Raw genomic sequence first — 21,283 nt, forward strand, 5'->3', positions numbered from 1 at the left:
TTTCCTGAGGGTACCCCAGTAATGAAAACCTTTGCTGGCTACCACTGGGGTTTGAGGTTGAAAGGTTGGTGTTAGGACTTGTGTTTATCTGGCCTTGCTATAACTGGGAACTTTGGCCCACAGCTTTGCAGCCAGCAATCCAAAGATAAATCCAAATAGGTGGGACTCCCAGGAGATAAAACCACCCCGTGGCAAGACACCGAAAATAAGCCCTCCATAAAGGATGGCTACCACAATAGATATTAATAAACGGCTAAATTTCCTGCTGATAAATCCCGCAAGAAGCAAAAAGCCGAAATAGCCATAGATAACTGAGCTAGCTCCCAAATGATTGCCCCTGCCTGCAAAAAGCCAAACGGCCAGTCCGGTGGTGATCACAACGAATAGGGTCACTTTAAGGTAAGTTTTTACCCCGTACTGCAACACTAAAAAACTGAAGATGCACAGAGTGAATATGTTCGAGAAGAAATGCCAGCTATTTCCATGCAGTAATGGTGCAGAAAAAATATGGGGGAGGTGGTTGATTGAGCGGGGAACAATACCAAAGTAATTAAGCGATCGGCCGCTCAGAATATTAATAATCTCAATTGCAGCAAGCACTAAAAAAATAGCGCCGACCCACTTCAGGTTGTGTCGCATAAATATTCCTTAAAGGGTGAGCTATCACAAATCCCCCTCTCTGGTGGCAAAGGGGCATCCACAGTCTCGGTGAGAATGCCCCAGAGGGTTATTCGATGTTTTGTACTTGCTCGCGCATCTGCTCGATCAATACTTTGAGCTCTACCGCAGCCTGGGTTGTGTCAGTAACCACAGACTTTGAGGAAAGGGTGTTGGCTTCACGGTTAAATTCCTGCATCAGGAAATCAAGCCGACGGCCGATTGATCCACCGCCGGCTAAAACCCGACGTGTTTCAGAAGTGTGCGCACTGAGGCGGTCGAGCTCTTCATCCACATCTGCTTTCTGGGCCAACAGGACGATCTCCTGTTCGAGCCGGTCCTTGTCCAGCTCCACTTGCAATTCTTCCAGGCGGCTGCGCAGCTTGTCTCGCTGTGCTTCAAGAATCTGGGGAAGCAGTTCTCGAACATTGGCTACCTGCTCTTCGATTCCCTTGAGTCGGGCCTCAATAAACTTGGCTAGCTCAGCGCCTTCGCGTTCACGGTTTGCGCGCAGCTGTCCCAGTGCCTCGCGAAAAGCCTCTAATATCGTTGCCGTCTGTTTATCGGTATCTGCTTCAGGTTCACTGATAACACCGGGCCACTGGAGAATTTGCAAGGGATTGAGTGGTTGAACATCCTCGCCACCCGCTACTTGTTTTGCTGCTTGAATCAGCGCCTGGGCGAGGGGTTGATTGATTTCCAGCCCAGTATCTTCGGCGCTATTGGTCTTCAGGCTCAGGGTCAGTTCAATTTTGCCGCGGGACAGCGTCTTGCGCAGCGTATCACGCAGTTGTGTTTCCATGGCGCGAGCCGCTTCGGGCAAACGGAAATGTGGTTCCAGGTAGCGATGGTTGACCGAGCGCAGTTCCCAGATAGCAGTGCCGTTTGCGTAATTGGCCTCGGCGCGTCCAAAGGCTGTCATGCTGCGCACTTTGTTCTGTTCCCGTTGACTGGCCATAGCTGATCCCCTACAGGCGTATTAATCGGCCCGGCATAATAACACAGCGTTTGGATCGCCATGCTGGGGTATATAATGCGGGGCTTTCATTCAATATTTGAGGTGGACTATGCAGCGTCCCAGTGGCCGCGCCCCTGCGCAATTGCGCCCGGTAAAAATTACCCGCAACTATACCCGTCATGCGGAGGGGTCTGTGTTGGTGGAGTTTGGTGATACTAAGGTTTTGTGTAATGCCTCTCTCTCCAGTGAAGTCCCAAGGTTTTTACGCGGCCAGGGCAGCGGTTGGATTACTGCAGAGTACGGCATGCTGCCACGCTCCACAGGCTCTCGTATGCCCAGGGAAGCGGCCAAGGGCAAGCAGAGTGGGCGCACCGTGGAAATTCAGCGCTTGATCGGGCGCTCACTGCGGGCAGCGGTAGACTTGGAGAAGCTAGGTGAGAATCAAATCACCGTCGATTGCGATGTTATCCAGGCCGATGGCGGTACCCGGACCGCAGCAATCACAGGTGCCTGTGTGGCGTTGGTTGATGCCTTACGTCATATGCAGAGAGAAAAAATCATTGCCGATGATCCGCTCAAGAATATGGTAGCAGCGGTATCAGTGGGAATTTATGAGGGGGAGCCGCTACTGGACCTGGATTACCCGGAAGACAGTTCAGCGGATACCGATATGAATTTGGTGATGGCCGAAGATGGCGGCATGATCGAGGTTCAAGGCACTGCAGAGGGTGAGCCATTTACTGAAAAGCAGTTTGCGCAGATGCTGGGGTTGGGCAAGGCGGGTATCGATGAATTGATCGCTTTGCAAAAGCGGGCGCTGGACGAGTAAAGCTGCCGCCCCTTGGTTTGTATCCGGCCCTCTCTCAATAGGGAAGGGGCCGGAACTCCGTGTGATTCAGACTTCGATTTCGTAGTCCATGATGACCGGCAAGTGGCTGGAGAATTTCACATTCTTATTGATTGCACCGTACTCAATGCGATTTTTTAGACCGTGAGAGACGATCTGCATATCAGTACGCCAGCCATCTCCTTCTCCGACAGTACCGCTGGGCCACCAGCTAAATTCGTCGGTATCTTTTACTACACGGCGAAAAGCATCGACATAGCCAACATCATTAAACAGTTGGTCCAGCCAGCGCTGTTCGTGACGCATAAAGCCGGGAGAATCCTGATGATCCTGCCAATTCTGTACGTCTGCACGACGGTGAGCCATGCCCCAGTTACCACAGAAAATAAAGTCGCGGCGTTTGCGGCTTATTTTTAGCAAGTGCGCCTGCATGTCCTCAAAGAATTGGACTTTTTTCTCTAACGACGTCTCATCGGAGGCGACTGGCGCGAGCAGAGAGCCAACGCTCAGTCGCTCGAAATCCGCCTGTAGATAGCGGCCGTACATATCTTCACCATTGGCGAAGCCCATGCCGAATATGATGGCTTTGGGCTGGCTGCGGGTGTAGATAGCCACACCATTTTCGTGGGGGGTTCCCGAGTCGAAAAAGTAACTGTAATAACCGTCGGGGTGAAATATTGGGTGGTCCAATTCAGGCTCGAGAGAGCGCAGATCCTGAAGGCAGATAATATCTGCGTCCTGCTCCGCCAACCAATCGTAGAGACCGCGTTGGGCGGCCTGATGAACGCCGTCTACCGACAAGCTTACTATTCGCATTATTAGCCCCTTACCAGCGGACTGTGTATCATTAGAAACATTATATGCATGCCTACCCCCGGGAATGCTACGGGGAGGTCTCCCTTCACCTTAGCCAATAGTTAACAATTTTCCATGCAGCAATATCAGCGCGATTTTATCCAACTTGCCCTGGATCATCAGGTTTTGTGTTTCGGCGACTTCACATTGAAGTCGGGCCGTCAAAGCCCCTACTTTTTCAATGCCGGCCGTTTCCACACCGGTGCTGCACTGGCAGCGCTGGGGCAGGCCTATGCCGAGGCGATAATCGCTTCGGGAGTGGAGTTCGATGTCATTTTTGGGCCGGCCTACAAAGGTATCCCGCTGGGTGCGGTGACTGCTGTGGCTCTAGCCCAAAAGGGGATCGATAAGCCTTTCTGTTACAACCGAAAAGAAGCCAAGGATCACGGTGAAGGCGGAACCTTAGTGGGTGCGCCGCTTAATGGCAAGGTTTTGATTATCGATGATGTTATTACTGCGGGCACAGCCGTGCGCGAAGTGATGCAAATTATCGAATCTCATGGCGCAGAAGCGGCGGGAGTTGTGATTGGTCTCAACCGCCAGGAAAAGGCTAGTGAAGATTGTGAATTCTCCGCTATTCAGCAAGTTGAGAGACAGTACAATATTCCTGTGGTCGGCATCGTGCAGTTAGACGATGTGATCAGCTTTCTCGAGCAGGAGTCGAATGATAGCGATACTCTGCAGAAAATTGTGGACTACCGGCAGCGCTACGGTGTCGCGGGTCAATAAATATTGCCCCCCCTAGCTGTGGGCCGGTTAATTCAGAGAGAAGAGCGATGCGAATCGCCCCTTTAGTACCTCTATTGGTCAGCACCCTTTTGATGTTGGCTGTAGAGGCTTATGGTAACAATAGCCGGGTTTTGTATCGATACACTGATCACCAGGGAGTCCTGGTGATCAACGATGCTATTCCACCGGAATTTGTTCCAAATGGATATGAGATTCTCACTCTTACCGGTCGTGTAGTTGAAGTAATCGCACCGCAGCTCAGTCCTGAAGAGTACCAGGCCCAGCTTAAGTTGGAGGCCCAGCGTGAGGCGGATCGTAAGTTGCTCAAGCGCTATAACAGTATTGCGGATATTGAGAGTGCTCGGTCGCGCAAGTTGGCTGTCGTAGAGCAGGATATGGCTATCATGCGGTCAAATATCAGCAGTCTACGCCGGCAAATTGCCCAGGAAGAAGCCTCTGCTGCGCGCACGCAGCGGGGCGGCCGTGAGGTGGCTCCCGAATTGTTGCAGAGAATTGCAGATCTACAAAAAGAAATGGAAGTGCTTGAGGAGCGCCTCAGCCGGCGTGCGGCTGAAGCGGATACCATAGGGGTTGATTTTGATAAGGCGGTAGCCCGCTATACCGAACTTAATGCTGAGAGCTAGCTAATTTCTCAATGCCTGAATAATTTCGGAGGGCTACCGCTAAACAGCCCTCATGAGGAAATGGTTATCTGGCTGCAGCCACTGTCTCACGGAAGAAACCAGCCGTTAATACGGGCCACTGTTCTGCCCAGTACTCTGTAGGCTTACGCTTAAAACCGCTGCGCACGTATTGGACGATACGCCCCTCCGCGCTCGCCAAAAGCAGGTTGGCAGCACCACCGAGAGGAAGAGTCGGGCGCAGGTGTTCGCGCAACTCGGCTTCGCGCAAGATCTGTCTAATTTGAGTTTCCAGTCGATCAAACAACTGCAGGATTCGTCCATGTAGCCTTTCAGTTTCACCGGTAAGCGCGTCGCCTGTGAGTAGGCGAGTGATTCCTGGGTTGCGCTCACAGAAAGCTAGCAGGAGCTGCAGAATTTTCTGGCAGCGATTGAGAGCCGAGGGCTCCTCCTGCAGGATCATTGCGATACGGCTGAAAATGGTCTCCTCAATAAATTCGATCAGCCCTTCAAACATCTTGGATTTACTGGGGAAGTGACGATATAGCGCGGCTTCAGAGAAACCAACTTCCTTGGCCAGTGCTGCTGTTGTAATACGTGCGCCGGGACTGACTTCCAGCATATGTGCTAGAGCTTCCAGGATTTGTTGACGCCGATTGATTTTTTCGCTGCTCATTGACTGCCTTTGGTCCGCTTGGGGGGCGGAATTTAGTTTTGCTCTTGTCGTCTTATTTTGACGGCGGCGGAATCCTACCGATTCGCCGGGCTGTCTTCAATTGCCAAGGGGCTAGTGGTCCACAGTTTGCGCTTCGATGTTGGTAATCAGGGTACCCACGCCTCGATCTGTAAATATTTCGAGCAATATGGCGTGGGGCACACGGCCGTCGATGATGTGAGCGGAATTTACCCCATCCTGAACAGCGTCCAGAGCGCAGGTGATTTTTGGCAGCATGCCGCCATAGATGGTGCCATCCTGAATTAAGCCCTCTACTTCATTGGTAGTCAGTCCGGTGAGAACCTCTCCCTCCTTATCCTGCAGGCCGGCGACATTGGTGAGTAACATCAGTTTTTCTGCTTTCAATTCTTCGGCGATTTTCCCAGCGACGAGATCGGCATTAATATTGTAAGAAACCCCATTGCCGTCGACTCCGATCGGCGCGATAACCGGGATAAAGTCACTGTGGACCAGCATATTGATCACATCAATATTAACTTTCTCGACTTCCCCAACCTGGCCAATATCAATGATTTCAGAGGCATGTAGTCCCGCGCTCTCATTTTTTCGGGTCAACTTTCGCGCTTTAACCAGTAATCCGTCTTTACCGGTGATACCTACCGCGCGGCCCCCATTTTTGTTAATCAAATTGACGATCTGTTTGTTGACGGTGCCCCCTAACACCATCTCCACAACATCCATGGTTTCGCTATCGGTGACTCTCATTCCGTCTACGAAGCGGGACTCAATACTGAGCTTGTTTAGCAGCTGCCCGATTTGAGGTCCGCCACCGTGCACCACCACTGGGTTCATACCTACCAGCTTCATCAGGATAATGTCTCGCGCGAAACTGTTTTGTAGTTGCTCATCCACCATGGCGTTGCCACCGAACTTGACCACAATAGTTTTGCCCGTAAAGCGCTGGATATAGGGCAGTGCTTCATTGAGGACCTGAGCACTTTTCAGCGCAGAGTTTAGATCTAGGGACATGGGCAGTTCCTTACACAGGGCGAAAGGGAATCAGGTTTGGGGTCCTGATTTGAGTCGCCAACGATTTAAAGCAAATGTGGTGGATTGTTTTCTAAGCAATAGGGGCAGTGGCCCGATGGCGGCGCAGTCTATTCCGCCATCTTATCTTAATTGAGCAGTTGCCAATCGGGTACAGTAATTGTGGGAGCAATCTTTCTGAGCTGTCCCATCACCTCATTACGGATGCGCTCCAGGGCCTGTTCATTTTCAGCCTCAAAGCGCAGGGTTAGTGCGCTAGTGGTATTGGAGGCACGTACAAGCCCCCAGCCATCGGGAAACTCTATGCGCAGGCCGTCGATAGTATTGATATCGGCATTGCCAAAATTTCCCTTATCGCGCAGCTGGTCTATCAGTGAAAACTTCTCAGCTTCTTCTACTGGGAGCAGGATCTCAGGGGTGCTGTGCATTTTCGGCAAGGTGTCGAGGAGTTCATCAAGACTTTGTTCGCGTAGTGCCATAATTTCTAGTACCCGCGCAGCAGCGTAGATACCATCGTCGAAACCAAACCAGCGGTCCTTAATAAAGATATGTCCAGAAAGCTCGCCGCCCAAAATGGCTTTGGTCTCCAACATCTTGGCTTTCATGGGCGAGTGTCCGGTCTTCCACATAATGGGGCGGCCCCCATACTGGCTGATTAGCTGGGATAAACTGCGACTGCTCTTAACGTCGAAGACAATATTTTCTCCTGGATTGCGCGCAAGGATATCCCTTGCCAGCAACATAACCAGTTGGTCTGCCCAAGCGATACGGCCGCTGCTTGAAATCAGGGTAACACGATCACCATCACCATCCAGGGCCACGCCCAGATCTGCTCCTGTAGCCAGAACCTTTTCAGTCAAGGCTTCGAGGTTTTCTGGTCTGGAGGGGTCCGGTGCGTGATTGGGGAAGTTGCCATCCACCTCACAATAGATCGGTGTTACAGCACAGCCGAGCTGCTCAAAGAGGCGGGGAGCCAGGTTAGAGGTGGCGCCATTGCCAGCATCGATAACCAAGTGCGGTTGCCCGGCGAGGGCGACATTATTGAAAACTTCATCGATATATTTATCGGTGATTTCTTGCTCCCGATTGGCGCCTTCCCCACTTTTGAATGGGCCTTTTTTCATCAACTGGTAGAGCCCCTGCAGTTTGTCTTCCGCCAGGGCGCGACCTTTCAGTACGATCTTAAAGCCGTTGTATTCCGCAGGGTTGTGGCTTGCGGTAACAATGACCCCACTACTGGTATTTTTTCCTTTCGCACAAGCGTAATAGAGAAGTGGTGATGGAATCAGGCCGAGATTAATAGAGTTGCAGCCACTATCTAGAATTCCCTCAATCAGGCACTGGCTAAGTGTCTCACTGCTATTGCGTCCATCTCGGCCAACTAGTAAGAGATGTTCTCCAGCGTGCTGTGCCAGGGTGCCGAGCGCTCTGCCTAGTTGATAGGCAAAAGGTTCGTTGATTTCCTGCCCGGCGATTCCACGGATATCGTAGGCGCGGAAAACATGCTGGGGATACTCAGAGGTCAGAGGCAGCTCGGGCTTGTCATCGTCACTTTCTGGCAAGTCCTTTGAACTATTTTCTTTTTCTTCGGACTCTGAGTTCTCTGAATCAGAGTCCGAGATACTGGGTGCTGAGGCCAAGCTCTGCGGCAGAAAATCTGTATTGGGAGCCTGTGTAGTTCCTCCATCAGAGGCTTGTGGGTGCGCCTTATTAAGCTCGCTGCCACTAGCATCCTTACTTCTTTCCCATGGGGCTCTCGAATCGCGAGGTAGGAATTTCAGTAGGGCGAATAGGCTCACCAATATTCCAATGCCGGCTCCGATATAAATCCAGGATGTGGGCAGACTGTGCTGTTCGACAAAGGTTTCGGAGGGACTGAAGTGGAGGCTTAAATAGCTGTCCTCAAGTTGCTCTATAGTGTTGTGGCCTTTTCCTGTGCCTGCGCGCCACAGAGTTTGTCGGTGGGCATCGGGAAACTTCTGCATTAACTGAACTTGTCCATGACCACCGCCCAGACTTTTTAAAATGTTTTCCAGCACGGAAAAGGGTTGGGTAGCCAGTAGTTGTTCATTTTCCAGGTTGATAACACTATGAAGTTGCCAGCTATTTTCCACACCTGTACGCAGTACTTCCATCGGTTGCTCAGGTGTTTCCTGACTGCGCTTTAAGAGATCGACCAAGGCAAAGTTCAGGGAGGGATTTTGCCCTGAGCCCACTCGAACCTGTTCGGAAGAAAAGGCCTGGAGGGATACCTGCTCAGGTAATTTGGTAGATTCAATCAGTGTTGCTGCAGGGAGCTTCCTTGATCCAAGGGCCTGCAGGCGCTTCGAATAGTCTGCGACGTAAGACTGCACGACTTCAGCTAGTTCGGCAGTTTTTTGCTTGGCGGCTAGCTCAATCTGCGAGTAATTGTGGGGTATTACAAGATACTGGATTAACAGATAGGCACCGCCCAGCCAAGCGACAACTACTAATAATAACGGTAAAAATAACCCTTTCTGCATGGTACCGCCTGGTTTCTTTTTGTTGTTGGAGCCCACAGATATCCCTGATTTGAGCGTAAATTTTGTCACTGAGCCTTGGAGGCGATGAGTTCAATGAGTTGTCGGGCTAGGTCGGTCTTCAATGCGGGAGCCAGTCGGCTCTGACCATCCGCATCTATCACAGTGACAGCGTTGTGATCGCTGTTAAATCCCGAGTCCGGTTGGCTCACATCGTTGGCAATGATCATATCGAGGTTTTTCCGCTGCAGCTTGCTCTGGGCGTGGGCGAGAACCTGTTCTGTCTCTGCGGCGAACCCGATAGTGAACGGCCGCAGCTCAGTACGCGTGGCTATGGCTGCAACAATATCGGGATTTTTGATGAGGGCAATTGCATCATCATCTTGCCCGTCTTTCTTTTTGATTTTCTGCTCAGCGACTTGGGCCGGACGGAAATCAGCAACGGCTGCTGCACTGATAAAGATATCGCAGTGATCGGCGGCACTTTTGGCGGCCTCATACATATCCTGGGCGCTGATAACATCGATACGATTGACCTTTGGCGGCGTATCCAAATTTACGGGGCCGGCAATCAACGTCACTTCGGCACCGGCACTCTGCGCCGCCGCGGCCAGGGCGAAGCCCATTTTTCCAGAGCTGTGGTTGCTGAGGAATCTCACCGGGTCGATGGCTTCCCTGGTAGGGCCGGCAGTGATTACTACTTTGCGGCCCTGCAGTGAGTGGCTTGTGCGAAACAGGGACTCAGTGTGTTCCGCCAGGTTTTCTGGTTCCAACATACGGCCGGGGCCCACGTCGCCACAGGCCTGGCTACCAGCGCCCGGGCCCCAGAATATGACTCCGTGCTCCTTTAGGGTCTGAGCATTGGCTGAGGTAGCTGCGTGGCGCCACATGGCCTGGTTCATGGCTGGTGCCAGGGCCAGGGGGGCTTCGCTGGCCAAACAAAGGGTAGTTAGGAGGTCATCAGCCATACCGGCAGCCAACTTTGCCATTACCTGGGCACTGGCTGGAGCAATCAGGATAAGGTCAGCCCATTTCGCCAGTTCGATATGACCCATGGCGGCTTCTGCCGAGGGATCCAGCAAGTCTGTATGCACCGGATTACCGGATAGCGCCTGAAAGGTCAGTGGCTGCACAAACTCCTGTGCTCCGGCGCTCATTACCACTCGGACATCGGCACCGCGCTCTTTGAGCCGGCGAACCAGGTCGGCACTCTTATAGGCGGCAATTCCACCGCTGATACCTAAAAGTATGCGTTTGTCGGCCAGAGAGGACATAAATGCTGTTTCCGATTTGGTGCGAGCCGGTAAGATTAGCATTTCTGTGTCGTTTCTTATAAGACTGCAGTAGCGCCTCACAAGGGCAGCATGGAAAAGGTGTTCAGTAGATGTGCGATAGATAAGACACTGACTAACTGGGCTACAAATGAAAATAAAGGACTGGCCGGCAGGTGAGAGGCCTCGGGAAAAGCTGTTGGAGAGAGGGGCTGAAGCCCTGTCGGATGCAGAGTTGTTGGCAATTTTTCTGCGCGTGGGGCTACCTGGCCTCTCAGCAGTGGATCTGGCCAGGGGACTACTCAATGACTTTGGTGGCTTGCGCCCCCTATTAGAGGCCGAGCGAGATGACTTTTGCCGCGCGCGAGGGCTCGGCGACGCCAAGTTTGCTCAGTTGCAAGCGGCGCTGGAAATGGCCAAGCGGCACTTGGCGGAGACGATACAGCACGGCAGCGCACTGTGCAGTCCCGGGGCGGTCAGGGATTACCTGGCAATCCAGCTCAGGCACCGGCGCAGGGAAGTGTTCTGCTGCCTCTACCTGGATAATCAACACCGGGTGATCGCTTTTGAGGAGCTGTTCGAGGGGACTCTGAATGCAGCGAATGTCTACCCGCGCGAAGTAGTACAGCAAGCGCTGTTGAAGGGGGCTGCGGCGGTTATTTTGGCGCACAACCACCCTTCTGGTGTCAGTGAGCCCAGCCAGGCAGATATCTGGATTACCGAGCGGTTGACCCAGGCACTAGAGCTGGTGGATATCAAGGTTCTGGACCATTTGATCGTCGGTGAGGGCAAGGCGCTATCCTTTGCAGAGCAGGGATTGATGTAAAGGTGTCGTTCCCGGCGTTGAAATGTTGTACAAAACTTGCTCCCTACGGGCTCTTTTGGTATAAAACGCCGCTCTTTGCGGCCGGGCCAGATTCTGCACAGGTTCCGCCGCCATCCAGGAACCGGATTAGAATCCCGATTTTTATGTTCCCGCACTACCTTTTCCTCTTCAGGATTGGCGCCATGCGGGCACAAGCGTTTTGAAGAGGCCAACAGATGTCCAAGGTATGTCAGGTAACCGGTAAGCGTCCGGTCACCGGAAACAATGTATCCCACGCTAAGAACCGCACCAAGCGTCGCTTCGTGCCGAACCTGCACAGCCACCGTTTCTGGGTTGAATCCGAGAAGCGTTTTGTGAAGCTGCGTGTTTCCGCGAAAGGCATGCGCGTTATCGATAAGAAAGGTATCGACGCTGTCCTGACTGAGCTGCGCGCCCGCGGCGAAAAAGTGTAACGGCTGTAGCCCAGCTAATAGATTGGAGATAGAGCAATGCGTGAGAAGATTCGTCTGAATTCCAGCGCCGGTACTGGCCACTTCTACACCACTACCAAAAACAAGCGCAACATGCCTGAGAAAATGGAGATCAAAAAGTACGATCCCGTTGTACGCAAGCATGTAATGTACAAGGAAGGCAAAATTAAGTAATTGCCTACCGCTACTGTACAGAAAGCCCGGTTTTAACCGGGCTTTTTTGTGCGTATTGGAAATTGAGCAGCCAGTTTACACAGGGTAACTCCAGACGATGCCAGAGCTCCCAGAAGTAGAAACCACTCTCAGAGGCCTGCAACCTCACCTGGAGGGGCATAAAATTCGCTCCGCAAAAGTGCGCCAGCATCAGTTGCGCTGGCCCGTGGAAGCAGACTTTGAGCGCCGTGTCCGCAATGCCCGGATACTGAAACTGGAGCGTCGGGCTAAATACCTACTGGTACATACTGACAAGGGCTGCGCTATTTGGCACCTGGGAATGTCTGGCAGCCTGCGTATGGTCGAGGCTGCACAGGCACCGGAAAAGCATGATCATATCGACTGGCGCCTGGATAGTGGTCTCACACTGCGTTACCGCGACCCGCGCCGCTTTGGTGCCCTACTGTGGACAGTGGCGGACCCACTGGCCCACGACTTACTCAGCCATCTGGGCCCAGAGCCTCTCTCGGAAGAATTTAGTGGTGAGTATCTGTTTGAAACCTCGCGCAAACGTAAGCAATCGGTCAAAACCTTCATCATGGATGGCCGTATCGTTGTGGGGGTGGGTAATATTTACGCCAGTGAATCTCTTTTTCTGGCGGGCATTCGCCCAGATCGACAGGCCGGTTCTATTTCCAAAGCCCGACACCAGCGCTTGGCTGAGTCCATAAAGCAGGTTCTCAGTCAGGCAATCGCCCAAGGTGGGACTACCTTGCGGGACTTTATTGGCGGTGATGGAAAACCTGGCTATTTCGCCCAACAGCTAAATGTTTATGGCCGTGCGGGTGAGTCCTGTCCCTCTTGCGGCCGAGCAGTCAAAGATATGGTTTTGGGCCAGAGAAATACCTTTTTCTGCTCTAGCTGCCAACGTTAAATCGCATCCTTCTGGCAGCTTTAGACAATACTAATATCATCGTATTGTCGATAAGGAGCTGCTTAGTGGTCATGATATTGCCTTTTCTTACGGTCACCCTGTCGATTTGGGCCGTTTGGAATGGTCGTCGCCGCTCTGCAATGGGCTGGTGGTTGTTGACCTTGCTGATCTTCATTATGTGGTGTGGATATCATATGACGCGAGCACTGTCGCTGTCTTTCTAGGGGCCGTGCCCATGATGGTGTTTATGGTCAGAAGGCTGGATAGCTTGGCGCTGTTAGCGGTAAGCATAATCCTATGGATTGCCTTGATCATGGAGTTGGCATCCCACCAACACCCCTGCCCTCTCTGTCTCTTACAACGTGTTGCCTTTGCCATGATTGGCATGGGATTGATGTTGAACCTGCGCTTTAGTATTCGTGCAGAGCATTACGGCGTTGTTATTCTTTCGTGTCTAGCCGGTCTGGCTGCTGCTGTAAGGCAGGTATTGCTGCATATCACCCCTGGCGATCCAGGGTTTGGCAGCCCAGTCTTGGGCTTGCATTTATACACTTGGTCTGCACTGATTTTCTTTGTCTTACTGATCTACTGTGGCGTTGCATTAATGTTTGGCTTTAAGCGACGAAGTTTTGCCACTAGAGAGTTAACTTTGATTGAAAAGTGCATTGCCATCTCTTTCTTCACTGTCGTGTTGGCCAATTTAGTCGCGGTTCTCCTCGAGTGCGGTCTGGGTCCCTGCACCAGTGGGTCATTTGGGTATCACTGGTTGTGGTCTCGAGGTTAGGCACACAAATGTGTCCGAGCTTTCTACACTTTTCCTGATAAGACCCGAGTCCCGGGGAATTACGGAAAACTGTGAGGAGTCCCTATGCGTCTGGCCTGCCTGCTCATTTCACTATTGTTAATTGCTTGTGAACGAGCTGAATCCCCCTTGCCGGCCGCCGGTGTTGAACCCGCCCAGCACGTTTTAAGGAATGCGTATATCTATACCGTCGACCCGGCCCGTAGTATTGCCTCGGCAATGGCAATTCGCGATGGGCGCATAGTCTATTTGGGGAATGAAAATGGAGTGAATAGGTATGTCGGAGTTCACACTCAGGTTAATGATTTGAAAGGAAGGTTAGTACTTCCCGGTTTCATCCAGTCAATTTCAAACAATACCGATTATAGCGGTCTGGATTTGTCTCTGTTTCAATCAGTTGAAGCCTATCAAAATAAGATTCAAGATTACATTCTCAATAATCCTGAGGCCCAAATTGTCGTCGGCCGTGGCTGGAAAATGGAAGTATTTGGTGACGACGAGCCCCATAAAGCAATGCTTGATCAGATTAATGATCTAGTACCAATTATTATGTTCTCAGCGGATCATTCATATGTGTGGACTAATTCTGAAGCTATAGCGGCGGCTGGAATAGATATGAGCACCAAAAGTTCGACTGAGAATTTTATTAAAAGAAGTGATGATGGAATTCCTATTGGCCTATTTCAAGGTAGGGGAGCAGTAAGTGTTTTTAGTAGTCTAATTCCTGAAGGCAAGGTGAGCAAAGAGTTTCATAATCTCAGTGAGCTAAAGGATGTAGCCCTTTCCATGGGGGTCACAACTTTACATTCATTTCATATTCCTTTTTTTGAAAGTGAAAATAAAGCTGAAAAATTTAAAAAATCAAATTCTTTGGAAAAACGTGATGTTCGTATTAGAGCGTTTTTAACGGTTCCTATGAACATGCCTTCTGATCGATTTATATCCCTTAGGAATTATGCGGATAAAATTTCTTCAGATGATTTTAAAGTGATTGCTATTAGTTTCGTAATTCCAGACTCTATTTCAAATTATAATTATCTAATTCAAGACGAGCTGGGAGAAAGTGTAAAAGATACTTCTGCATGGCTTGTCGATCTTTTTCATCAGGCAAATTTATATAAGTTTCAGGTGCATTTTAGCCTTCCTGAAGGGAGTTATGAAAGTGGCATATTAAGGGGCCAAGTTGAAAAGTTAATTAATGCGGAGTATCAGGGGGTCCGTAATATCGTATCAAATATTCCAGAATTCTTACTGGTTGATTTGTTGGAGAAAAATAATGCGGCAGCAATTGTTTATGAGGGTAAGTTGCCAACCTTTAATGTCGATAAATTAACAGAAGGCACAGGTTCTTATATGGGGGGTAAAATTTTATTTTTTGCAGGTGATGGGAAGCTAGAAGGGCAGATGAATAGCCTAAATGTGATACGAGATCCGATTTCCATTATACACACAGGAGCTAAGCATAAGGTTCCAGTTGACCTTATGATAAGGTTGCTCACAATTAGGGGGGCTTATGCTATTCATCTGGAGAATGAAGTAGGAAGTTTAGAGGTGGGAAAGTGGGCTGATTTTATCGTTCTGGATGGAAATTTATTGAAAATAAAATCAGCCGAAATTGATAAAGTTAGAGTGTTAAATACCTACTATAAAGGTAGGCTGGTATACTAAAAAATCCATTAATAAATTGGTGGTTGCACTTTAGAGTAAAATATGAAGCTTATGTGAGTGTCCTATATTCTGCTTTATAACTTAACTCTTCAATGAATTTATATAGATTCTTGGGCTCTTGTATTTCGGCCAGACCAAGCTTGAATATTTTTTCACTTACCCTGACAGCAGTGTGCAATGACACTTTAAGTATGTGCGCTTGTGGTGGAAATAAGCAGCCTTGATCAAGAAGTTCGTTTGCGACCTGTTCTGCAACACCAATAGCCGCCTCTATAAATAGCTCATCTGGGATTCTTTTTGCTTTGGTCGCATAGATTGCAAGAGCAACTGCAGGGAAGATGTAGAAATTATTTGCCTGTCCAGGTAAATAATTTTTCCCATTAAAGTTGTAATTTGGAAACTGAACTCCAGCAGCGTAAATAGCTGTGCCTTGAGACCACTGATAAGCTTGCTCCGCTGTACATTCAGCGTGCTCGGTTGGATTGGATAAGGCAAAAATTATTGGTTTTTGATTAAGTTTTGCCATAGTCTCTACTACTTGTCGCGTAAATAGCTGCCCAACAGTACTGACGCCGATAAGAGTAGTTGGTTTATGTGTATTTACAGCGGTAAACAGGTCATTGGTAGGGGGTAAATCATGGGCATAGGGTTGCTGAAAATCATATAAATCTGTCCGACCTTTAACCAATAGGCCATTTTGGTCAAACATAATAATTCTAGCTCGGGCATCTTTTTCATTTAGCCCATCCTCGATCATTTTACTGACGAGTAAGTCAGCTATACCTATGCCTGCCGACCCTGCTCCGGCAAAAAATATTCGCTCATTTTTTAGCGTACTACCTTTGATTTTCAGTGCATTGAGCATGCCTGCGAGAACTATTCCGGCGGTTCCCTGAATATCATCGTTATAACAGCAAGCTTTGTCCCGGTAGCGTTTCAGCAGGTGTACAGCATCACTGCCAGTCCAGTCCTCGAAGTGCAAACAACAGTTGGGATATTGCTCCTGAACAGCAGCAACAAACTCATCGACAAAGGGATATAGGACTTCACTGGTGGGACGTTTTTCTCGTAAGCCGATATATAAGGGGTCACTGAGAATAGCCTCGTTATTCGTCCCCGCATCTAAAAAGAGCGGCAGTAAATGTTCTGGTGGTATAGCTGCCGCCACGGTATATAGCTGTAATTTTCCAATGGGAATGGCCATGCCATTGGCTCCGATATCGCCCAGTCCTAGAATTCGTCCACCGTTAGTTACGCAGATAAAACGGATTTCCTGATCCGGCCAATGGTGCAGGTATTCGGCGACTTTGCCCCGGTGGTTGGTGCAAAGGTAAACGCCCCTAACCCGGCGTATGATATGGCTAAATTTAACGCAAGCTTCACCGATGGTAGGGTCATAAATAATAGGTAAAAAGCGCTCTGGGTCGGACATAACCACGCGGTAGAAAAGCGTTTCATTGGTGTCCAATAGCCCAGTGAGGTAAACAAAGCGATCAATGTCTGAATGCTTGTGACTCAGCTGCATCATTACCCGTTCTACTTGGGTTTCTATGGTTTCAACCGCATCTGGAATTAAGCCTGTGAGACCAAATTTTTGTCGTTCTGCTGCAGTAAAGGCTGTGCCTTTGTTGGTTATCGGGTTGTGTAGGAGTCTGAGTCCCCCCAACTCGGTTTTTGGTTTTTTCACTTGCCAAGCTCCCTTACTCGATTAAGCCAAAAGAAGTATGGACTAAGGTGAGCTCGGTTAATGGCGGGGGATCAATGGTTTTTGCTTGAGAGCGTGAGTGGGCAGGCTAATCACCACGAGGGTGGGCCATTTAGCGGCCCACTGCGCTGCCCTCGCGGCGGGGGTCGGCTCCCCCATACAGCTTGTTATTTTGCAAAGCGATGGCATGGATACCACTGTTGAGGCCCCTTTCGACAACCTCGTGTCCACGGGCTTCGAGTTTCTCGATAGTATCGGGGCTGAAAAAGCCGGGCTCCAATTCGACCCTCTTACCGATAGCGCCGATATTTCCCGCAGAAATCGCTTCGGCAATCGGCATATTCAAGCCCAGATGGTAGAGAATGGTGCGCGCGGTGTAGTCAATAATTCGTGAACCGCCGGGGGAACCCACCAGAAGGCGCATGCTGCCATCTTTGTTGAAAACGATGGTGGGGGACATGGAAGAGCGTGGTCTCTTGCGCGCTTGAATGCGGTTGGCCACCCGCTCCCCACTACTGTTTTTTGGAGTGAAGGAAAAATCGGTGAGCTGGTTGTTGAGCAGGAAGCCCTTCACCATCAGGCGCGACCCGAAGCCGGTTTCAATACTGGTCGTCATACTGACACCATTACCGTAGCGGTCGACAATCACTAAATGACTGGTGTTGGGCAACTCTGGCGACTGGGCCATCACCCGCTTCACCCCGAGTTCGGCTGGGGTACCCGGAGTCGCAGCTGTGGCGGAGTCCGGGTCGATTAACTGCGCGCGGCGAGCCAAATAATCCCTGGACACCAGTGATTTACTGGGTACTTGGACAAAGTCGGAATCACCGGAGTAGGTGTTGCGATCGGCAAATGCCAGTTCCGAAGCTTCGATAAATAAGTGGGTGAGCAGATCACTGCCAGGCTCGAAGCGCTCCAGTGGAAATTGTTGCAGCATGCCCAGAATGCCGCCTACTGTGGTACCTCCGGACGACGGGGCATCCGCACCGCACACACGATATTCGAGAAACTCCGAACACAGGGGCTGGCGCTCCTTGGCCCGGTAGCTAACCATATCTTCGAGGCTCAGGAGCCCTGGGTTGGCACTGTCATAGCGCACAGCTTTGACGATAGCCTTGGCAATGTCGCCGTGATAGAAGGCATCCGCACCGCCCTGGGCAATGGCCTCCAGGGTTTCCGCGTAAGCTGGATTCTTCAAGTTGTGACCCACCGGAAGGGGCTTGCCGTTACTGTTGAAGAAGTAGCTGGCAATTTCCGGTCGAGCAGCCACCTTCGGCATGCGCAGTAACAGCTGGTGAAGGCGCGGTGATATCTGAAAGCCGGATTTGGCCAGGTGTATGGCCGGCTGAAATAACTGCTCCCAGGGTAACTTGCCATCGCGCTCGTGAGCCATTTCCAGCATTCGCACAACACCGGGAACGCCGACCGAGTAGCCGCCGATTACAGACTCAAAAAATGAACGCGGCTTGTTGTCGCGGATAAAGTAATTTTCGTCTACCTGAGAGGGGGCTGTCTCGCGCCCGTCGTAGTACTTGAGCTTCTTTGCCGCAGCGTCATAGCTGAGCATAAATGCTCCGCCACCAATCCCGGAGGATTGTGGTTCTACCAATCCCAATACCATCTGAGCGGCAATGGCGGCATCCACAGCGCTGCCGCCCCGGGCGAGAATCTGCTCGGCAGCCCGGCTGGCGTGGGGGTTGGCAGTGACTGCCATATAGAAGTTGGCCGTTGAGGACTTAACGGCTGTGCGACCGGTATCAAACTCTGGTTGAGGTTCATCGGCAAAAGCGAAAGCGGGACTCAGAACCAGTGCAAAGGCGGCGAGAAAGTTGCGCACGTAACACTCCGCGGATTGTGGATAAATCCGCTCGAGTGTATCAGAAATAGCCAGATTCCGGCTTAACGAAATTTCTCTTCCAGCGCGCTCTGTACAGCAGCCGGAACAAACTTGGTGACATCGCCGCCCAGGGAGGCAATTTCACGCACTAAAGAGGATGAAATGTAGGACAAATGTTCTGCCGGTGTCAGAAACAGGCTTTCCATATTGGGCGCTAACTGGCGGTTCATATTGGCCAGCTGGAACTCGTATTCAAAGTCGGACACCGCGCGCAGACCGCGCAGTACGCCATAAGCATCTACCTGGCGCACCAGGTCGGCGAGCAGGATATCGAATCCAATGACTTCGACATTGGGCAGGTGGCCGAGAACTTTTTGTGAAAGTTCTACCCGCTCCTCTAAGGTGAACAGGGGGTTTTTGCGGTTGCTGGCAGCCACAGCCACGATAACGTGGTCAAACAAGCGGCATGCGCGCTCCACCAAGTCCAAGTGACCATTGGTGATGGGATCGAAGGTTCCGGGATAGACGACTTTTTTCATACGCCAGGGCTTAAATGCGGGCCGAATGGGATGCGAATGGTAAACAATTTACGGCTAAGGTCAAAACCGAATCTTTTTATTCTTCCCTAAACCGATGGGCCGGCGCGGCGAAACAAGCGCATACACACCTGTCCTGCACGTTTTTCTTTTTCCTGTTCCCAGCCAGGTACGGATGCAACCACTGTGTCTCGCGGTGTTTCCACATAGATTAATGCATCCTGCGAAAGATGGCCGGACAGGGCGCCTAGAGTTGCCTGCCAAAGATTGTCAGCAAAAGGGGGATCGATAAATACGAGGTCGTATTTACTTCCATTACTTCCGAGGAACTCTTCTGCACTACAGTTATGGACTTTGGCTTCCCGGGCGTTTAACTGTTTTAACTGTTCCGCCAGGGTTCGCGCAGCGCGAGTATTCAGCTCGACAAAATCTACCGAACCGGCGCCTCGGGATAGCGCCTCCAGACCCAGGGCTCCTGAACCGGCAAAGAGGTCCAGGCAGCGGGCGTCGGGCAGGTAGAACTGCAGCCAGTTAAACAGAACCTCCCGCAGTCGGTCGCCGGTAGGTCTCAAGCCCTCCACTGGGGCAAACTGTAATTTTCGCCCGCGCCACTGTCCGCCAATGATGCGTAACTGTGAAAGGTTTTGCGGGCTTTGCTTTCGGGATGAACTTCTGGCCAAGGTAACTCTCTACTGGGGGCTTAGCGATGCTAAGATTAGCGTCTTTCTGCAAGCGGTACATCCGGACATACGAATGATTTTTGACTTCCTGCGCAAAAAGAAGAAGCGCAAGCCCGAACAAAGTGAGCCCCAGCAATCCCAGGCGGAGGTCACTGCTGCGTCTGAAGAGGAATCATCGGCGCAGAGCCCAGAGCCTTCAGCGCTAGAGAAAGAGCCTTCAGCTCTAGATAAAGAGCCCTCGGCGCTGGACAAAATGCCCTCAGACATAGAGGAAAAGTCGTCTGCCCAGGGAGAAACCTCCGCTCTGGAGGAGGCAAAGGCCCCTATCGATGAACCCACTGCCCCAGCTTCTGTCCCCCAAGAGGAAAGTGCCGGCTGGGCGCAGCATGCTGATGCGGCGGGCGAGCCGGAGGCCGTTGTCGAAGCCCCCCAGGTGGCTGTAGCAGCAGAGCCTGTAAAAGAGGAAGCCGAAAAGCCAGCCCCGATTCAGCCCGAGCCAGCTCCAAAACCCAGAGCCAAAGAGCAGCCGAAACCGGAAGCCAAAAAGAAAGAGGGTTTCTTTGCGCGTATTCGTCGCGGCCTCAGCCGCACCAGCAACCAGTTTGTCGAGGGGATGGGAAACCTGTTCCTCGGGGCCAAGGAAATCGATGAAGATCTGCTGGAAGAACTTGAAACACAGCTGTTAATGGCAGATGTAGGAGTTGAGGCCACCAGCGAGATCGTCGAGCGCCTGACCGAACGGGTATCCCGTCGGGAATTGGCCGATGGCGATGCACTTTACAAGGCACTGCAGCAGGAGCTGGCTGACTTACTCGATAGTGTTGATGCTCCCCTGGAAATCGATATCAGCAAGAAGCCTTACGTCATTCTGGTAGTGGGCGTAAACGGTGTGGGTAAAACCACAACAATCGGCAAGCTGGCCCACCGCTTTCTCGGTGAAGGCAAGTCGGTGATGTTGGCTGCCGGTGATACATTCCGTGCCGCAGCAGTTGAGCAGCTGCAGGTTTGGGGGCAGCGCCACGATGTACCGGTTGTAGCGCAGCATACCGGTGCTGACAGTGCGTCAGTTATTTTCGATGCGGTTCAGTCTGCCCAGGCGCGCGGCGTCGATGTGGTAATTGCCGATACCGCCGGGCGCCTGCACACCAAATCCAACTTGATGGAGGAGTTGTCCAAGGTGCGCCGGGTGATGGGCAAATTGGACCCCAGTGCGCCCCACGAGGTGCTGTTGGTACTGGATGCTGGCACTGGCCAAAATGCGATTAACCAGGCCTCTCAGTTCCGTGAGGCGGCCGGCGTTACTGGCTTGGTGCTGACCAAATTGGATGGTACTGCCAAAGGCGGCGTTATCTTTGCCCTGGCTCGTCGTTTCGGTATCCCGGTGCGTTTTATCGGTGTGGGTGAGCAGGCGGAAGATCTACAGCCATTCCGCGCTCGTGAGTTCGTATCCGCCCTGTTTGGCCGCGATAAGGCCTGATAATTCGCCTAGG

At 51.4% G+C, this 21,283-nt stretch carries 22 protein-coding genes; 11 read left to right on the top strand and 11 right to left on the bottom strand.

The genetic code is table 11. From position 1 onward, the window contains the following. Positions 1 to 84: 84 nt before the first annotated feature. Both ACYX4J_RS22000 and ACYX4J_RS22005 read right to left on the bottom strand, forming a co-directional pair. The gene (locus ACYX4J_RS22000) at positions 85 to 639 is read right to left on the bottom strand and encodes a rhomboid family intramembrane serine protease (RefSeq protein WP_445362841.1); all 555 of its coding nucleotides are present in this window, start codon (positions 637 to 639) and stop codon (positions 85 to 87) included. 88 nt (positions 640 to 727) lie between these two features. Beyond that, on the bottom strand, positions 728 to 1,615 hold the full coding sequence (locus tag ACYX4J_RS22005) for a YicC/YloC family endoribonuclease (RefSeq protein ID WP_475709113.1): 888 nt from the start codon (positions 1,613 to 1,615) through the stop codon (positions 728 to 730). A 109-nt stretch (positions 1,616 to 1,724) separates the two neighbouring features. On the opposite strand from ACYX4J_RS22005, the gene rph reads away from it, so the two are divergent. Continuing rightward, positions 1,725 to 2,444 carry a ribonuclease PH gene (gene rph / locus ACYX4J_RS22010; RefSeq protein ID WP_444895659.1) on the top strand — a complete coding sequence of 240 codons (720 nt, stop codon included), beginning with the start codon at positions 1,725 to 1,727 and terminating at the stop codon, positions 2,442 to 2,444. A gap of 66 nt (positions 2,445 to 2,510) precedes the next feature. Here rph and ACYX4J_RS22015 read toward each other — a convergent pair whose 3' ends face one another. Beyond that, the gene (locus ACYX4J_RS22015; protein ID WP_413663823.1) at positions 2,511 to 3,278 is read right to left on the bottom strand and encodes an exodeoxyribonuclease III; all 768 of its coding nucleotides are present in this window, start codon (positions 3,276 to 3,278) and stop codon (positions 2,511 to 2,513) included. 114 nt (positions 3,279 to 3,392) lie between these two features. Between ACYX4J_RS22015 and pyrE the strand changes: the two genes are divergently transcribed. Both pyrE and ACYX4J_RS22025 read left to right on the top strand, forming a co-directional pair. Next, the gene (gene pyrE / locus ACYX4J_RS22020; protein WP_413663822.1) at positions 3,393 to 4,046 is read left to right on the top strand and encodes an orotate phosphoribosyltransferase; all 654 of its coding nucleotides are present in this window, start codon (positions 3,393 to 3,395) and stop codon (positions 4,044 to 4,046) included. 47 nt (positions 4,047 to 4,093) lie between these two features. After that, entirely contained in the window at positions 4,094 to 4,690 is a 597-nt protein-coding gene (locus ACYX4J_RS22025) for a hypothetical protein (RefSeq protein ID WP_475709114.1), read from the top strand. Between the two features lie 64 nt (positions 4,691 to 4,754). Here the strand turns inward: ACYX4J_RS22025 and slmA are convergent, their stop codons facing one another. From slmA to coaBC, 4 genes are all read right to left on the bottom strand, one after another. After that, the gene (gene slmA, locus ACYX4J_RS22030; RefSeq protein ID WP_108735025.1) at positions 4,755 to 5,363 is read right to left on the bottom strand and encodes a nucleoid occlusion factor SlmA; all 609 of its coding nucleotides are present in this window, start codon (positions 5,361 to 5,363) and stop codon (positions 4,755 to 4,757) included. Between the two features lie 111 nt (positions 5,364 to 5,474). Continuing rightward, complete coding sequence (gene argB, locus ACYX4J_RS22035; RefSeq protein WP_444915165.1) at positions 5,475 to 6,392, bottom strand: acetylglutamate kinase; 918 nt, start codon at positions 6,390 to 6,392, stop codon at positions 5,475 to 5,477. A gap of 146 nt (positions 6,393 to 6,538) precedes the next feature. Further along, entirely contained in the window at positions 6,539 to 8,914 is a 2,376-nt protein-coding gene (locus tag ACYX4J_RS22040) for a phosphomannomutase/phosphoglucomutase (RefSeq protein ID WP_476177564.1), read from the bottom strand. 65 nt (positions 8,915 to 8,979) lie between these two features. Continuing rightward, the gene (coaBC, locus tag ACYX4J_RS22045; protein ID WP_476177565.1) at positions 8,980 to 10,185 is read right to left on the bottom strand and encodes a bifunctional phosphopantothenoylcysteine decarboxylase/phosphopantothenate--cysteine ligase CoaBC; all 1,206 of its coding nucleotides are present in this window, start codon (positions 10,183 to 10,185) and stop codon (positions 8,980 to 8,982) included. Positions 10,186 to 10,333: 148 nt separating this feature from the next. Between coaBC and radC the strand changes: the two genes are divergently transcribed. From radC to ACYX4J_RS22080, 7 genes are all read left to right on the top strand, one after another. Further along, on the top strand, positions 10,334 to 11,008 hold the full coding sequence (gene radC / locus ACYX4J_RS22050; RefSeq protein WP_444892377.1) for a RadC family protein: 675 nt from the start codon (positions 10,334 to 10,336) through the stop codon (positions 11,006 to 11,008). A gap of 215 nt (positions 11,009 to 11,223) precedes the next feature. Further along, a complete protein-coding gene (gene rpmB, locus ACYX4J_RS22055) occupies positions 11,224 to 11,460 on the top strand; it encodes a 50S ribosomal protein L28 (protein ID WP_020413982.1) in 237 nt (78 codons plus the stop codon). A gap of 36 nt (positions 11,461 to 11,496) precedes the next feature. Then, a complete protein-coding gene (rpmG, locus tag ACYX4J_RS22060; protein ID WP_020413983.1) occupies positions 11,497 to 11,652 on the top strand; it encodes a 50S ribosomal protein L33 in 156 nt (51 codons plus the stop codon). Positions 11,653 to 11,749: 97 nt separating this feature from the next. Continuing rightward, on the top strand, positions 11,750 to 12,565 hold the full coding sequence (gene mutM / locus ACYX4J_RS22065; RefSeq protein WP_444934497.1) for a bifunctional DNA-formamidopyrimidine glycosylase/DNA-(apurinic or apyrimidinic site) lyase: 816 nt from the start codon (positions 11,750 to 11,752) through the stop codon (positions 12,563 to 12,565). Positions 12,566 to 12,636: 71 nt separating this feature from the next. Beyond that, positions 12,637 to 12,789: a DUF5993 family protein gene (locus ACYX4J_RS22070; RefSeq protein WP_282934619.1), complete on the top strand. Its 153-nt coding sequence runs from the start codon at positions 12,637 to 12,639 to the stop codon at positions 12,787 to 12,789. Between the two features lie 11 nt (positions 12,790 to 12,800). Beyond that, entirely contained in the window at positions 12,801 to 13,349 is a 549-nt protein-coding gene (locus tag ACYX4J_RS22075) for a disulfide bond formation protein B (RefSeq protein ID WP_444906853.1), read from the top strand. 84 nt (positions 13,350 to 13,433) lie between these two features. Further along, the gene (locus tag ACYX4J_RS22080) at positions 13,434 to 15,035 is read left to right on the top strand and encodes an amidohydrolase family protein (protein ID WP_476177566.1); all 1,602 of its coding nucleotides are present in this window, start codon (positions 13,434 to 13,436) and stop codon (positions 15,033 to 15,035) included. Positions 15,036 to 15,084: 49 nt separating this feature from the next. On the opposite strand, the gene ACYX4J_RS22085 is transcribed toward ACYX4J_RS22080, so the two are convergent. The 4 genes from ACYX4J_RS22085 to rsmD all read right to left on the bottom strand — a co-directional run bounded on the left by ACYX4J_RS22085 (position 15,085) and on the right by rsmD (position 19,793). Continuing rightward, positions 15,085 to 16,722 carry an NAD-dependent malic enzyme gene (locus ACYX4J_RS22085; protein ID WP_476177567.1) on the bottom strand — a complete coding sequence of 546 codons (1,638 nt, stop codon included), beginning with the start codon at positions 16,720 to 16,722 and terminating at the stop codon, positions 15,085 to 15,087. Between the two features lie 130 nt (positions 16,723 to 16,852). Next, positions 16,853 to 18,577: a gamma-glutamyltransferase gene (gene ggt, locus ACYX4J_RS22090; RefSeq protein WP_476177568.1), complete on the bottom strand. Its 1,725-nt coding sequence runs from the start codon at positions 18,575 to 18,577 to the stop codon at positions 16,853 to 16,855. Between the two features lie 62 nt (positions 18,578 to 18,639). Further along, entirely contained in the window at positions 18,640 to 19,116 is a 477-nt protein-coding gene (coaD, locus tag ACYX4J_RS22095; protein WP_282930647.1) for a pantetheine-phosphate adenylyltransferase, read from the bottom strand. Positions 19,117 to 19,202: 86 nt separating this feature from the next. Further along, positions 19,203 to 19,793 carry a 16S rRNA (guanine(966)-N(2))-methyltransferase RsmD gene (gene rsmD / locus ACYX4J_RS22100; RefSeq protein WP_444895667.1) on the bottom strand — a complete coding sequence of 197 codons (591 nt, stop codon included), beginning with the start codon at positions 19,791 to 19,793 and terminating at the stop codon, positions 19,203 to 19,205. A 433-nt stretch (positions 19,794 to 20,226) separates the two neighbouring features. On the opposite strand from rsmD, the gene ftsY reads away from it, so the two are divergent. Next, positions 20,227 to 21,270 carry a signal recognition particle-docking protein FtsY gene (gene ftsY / locus ACYX4J_RS22105; protein ID WP_444898273.1) on the top strand — a complete coding sequence of 348 codons (1,044 nt, stop codon included), beginning with the start codon at positions 20,227 to 20,229 and terminating at the stop codon, positions 21,268 to 21,270. Positions 21,271 to 21,283 lie beyond the last annotated feature (13 nt).

Source organism: Microbulbifer sp. ABM4_008 (genome assembly GCF_056311705.1).

Bases quoted from the DNA above. Each gene is read 5' to 3' on its own strand.
- ACYX4J_RS22015 (WP_413663823.1), bottom strand. From the start codon at position 3,278: ATGCGAATAGTAAGCTTGTCGGTAGACGGCGTTCATCAGGCCGCCCAA.
- radC (WP_444892377.1), top strand. From the start codon at position 10,334: ATGAAAATAAAGGACTGGCCGGCAGGTGAGAGGCCTCGGGAAAAGCTG.
- pyrE (WP_413663822.1), top strand. From the start codon at position 3,393: ATGCAGCAATATCAGCGCGATTTTATCCAACTTGCCCTGGATCATCAG.
- coaBC (WP_476177565.1), bottom strand. From the start codon at position 10,185: ATGTCCTCTCTGGCCGACAAACGCATACTTTTAGGTATCAGCGGTGGA.
- rpmG (WP_020413983.1), top strand. From the start codon at position 11,497: ATGCGTGAGAAGATTCGTCTGAATTCCAGCGCCGGTACTGGCCACTTC.
- ACYX4J_RS22040 (WP_476177564.1), bottom strand. From the start codon at position 8,914: ATGCAGAAAGGGTTATTTTTACCGTTATTATTAGTAGTTGTCGCTTGG.
- ACYX4J_RS22005 (WP_475709113.1), bottom strand. From the start codon at position 1,615: ATGGCCAGTCAACGGGAACAGAACAAAGTGCGCAGCATGACAGCCTTT.
- slmA (WP_108735025.1), bottom strand. From the start codon at position 5,363: ATGAGCAGCGAAAAAATCAATCGGCGTCAACAAATCCTGGAAGCTCTA.
- ACYX4J_RS22000 (WP_445362841.1), bottom strand. From the start codon at position 639: ATGCGACACAACCTGAAGTGGGTCGGCGCTATTTTTTTAGTGCTTGCT.
- coaD (WP_282930647.1), bottom strand. From the start codon at position 19,116: ATGAAAAAAGTCGTCTATCCCGGAACCTTCGATCCCATCACCAATGGT.
- mutM (WP_444934497.1), top strand. From the start codon at position 11,750: ATGCCAGAGCTCCCAGAAGTAGAAACCACTCTCAGAGGCCTGCAACCT.
- ACYX4J_RS22075 (WP_444906853.1), top strand. From the start codon at position 12,801: ATGATGGTGTTTATGGTCAGAAGGCTGGATAGCTTGGCGCTGTTAGCG.
- rpmB (WP_020413982.1), top strand. From the start codon at position 11,224: ATGTCCAAGGTATGTCAGGTAACCGGTAAGCGTCCGGTCACCGGAAAC.
- ACYX4J_RS22080 (WP_476177566.1), top strand. From the start codon at position 13,434: ATGCGTCTGGCCTGCCTGCTCATTTCACTATTGTTAATTGCTTGTGAA.
- ACYX4J_RS22070 (WP_282934619.1), top strand. From the start codon at position 12,637: ATGATATTGCCTTTTCTTACGGTCACCCTGTCGATTTGGGCCGTTTGG.
- rph (WP_444895659.1), top strand. From the start codon at position 1,725: ATGCAGCGTCCCAGTGGCCGCGCCCCTGCGCAATTGCGCCCGGTAAAA.
- ACYX4J_RS22025 (WP_475709114.1), top strand. From the start codon at position 4,094: ATGCGAATCGCCCCTTTAGTACCTCTATTGGTCAGCACCCTTTTGATG.
- argB (WP_444915165.1), bottom strand. From the start codon at position 6,392: ATGTCCCTAGATCTAAACTCTGCGCTGAAAAGTGCTCAGGTCCTCAAT.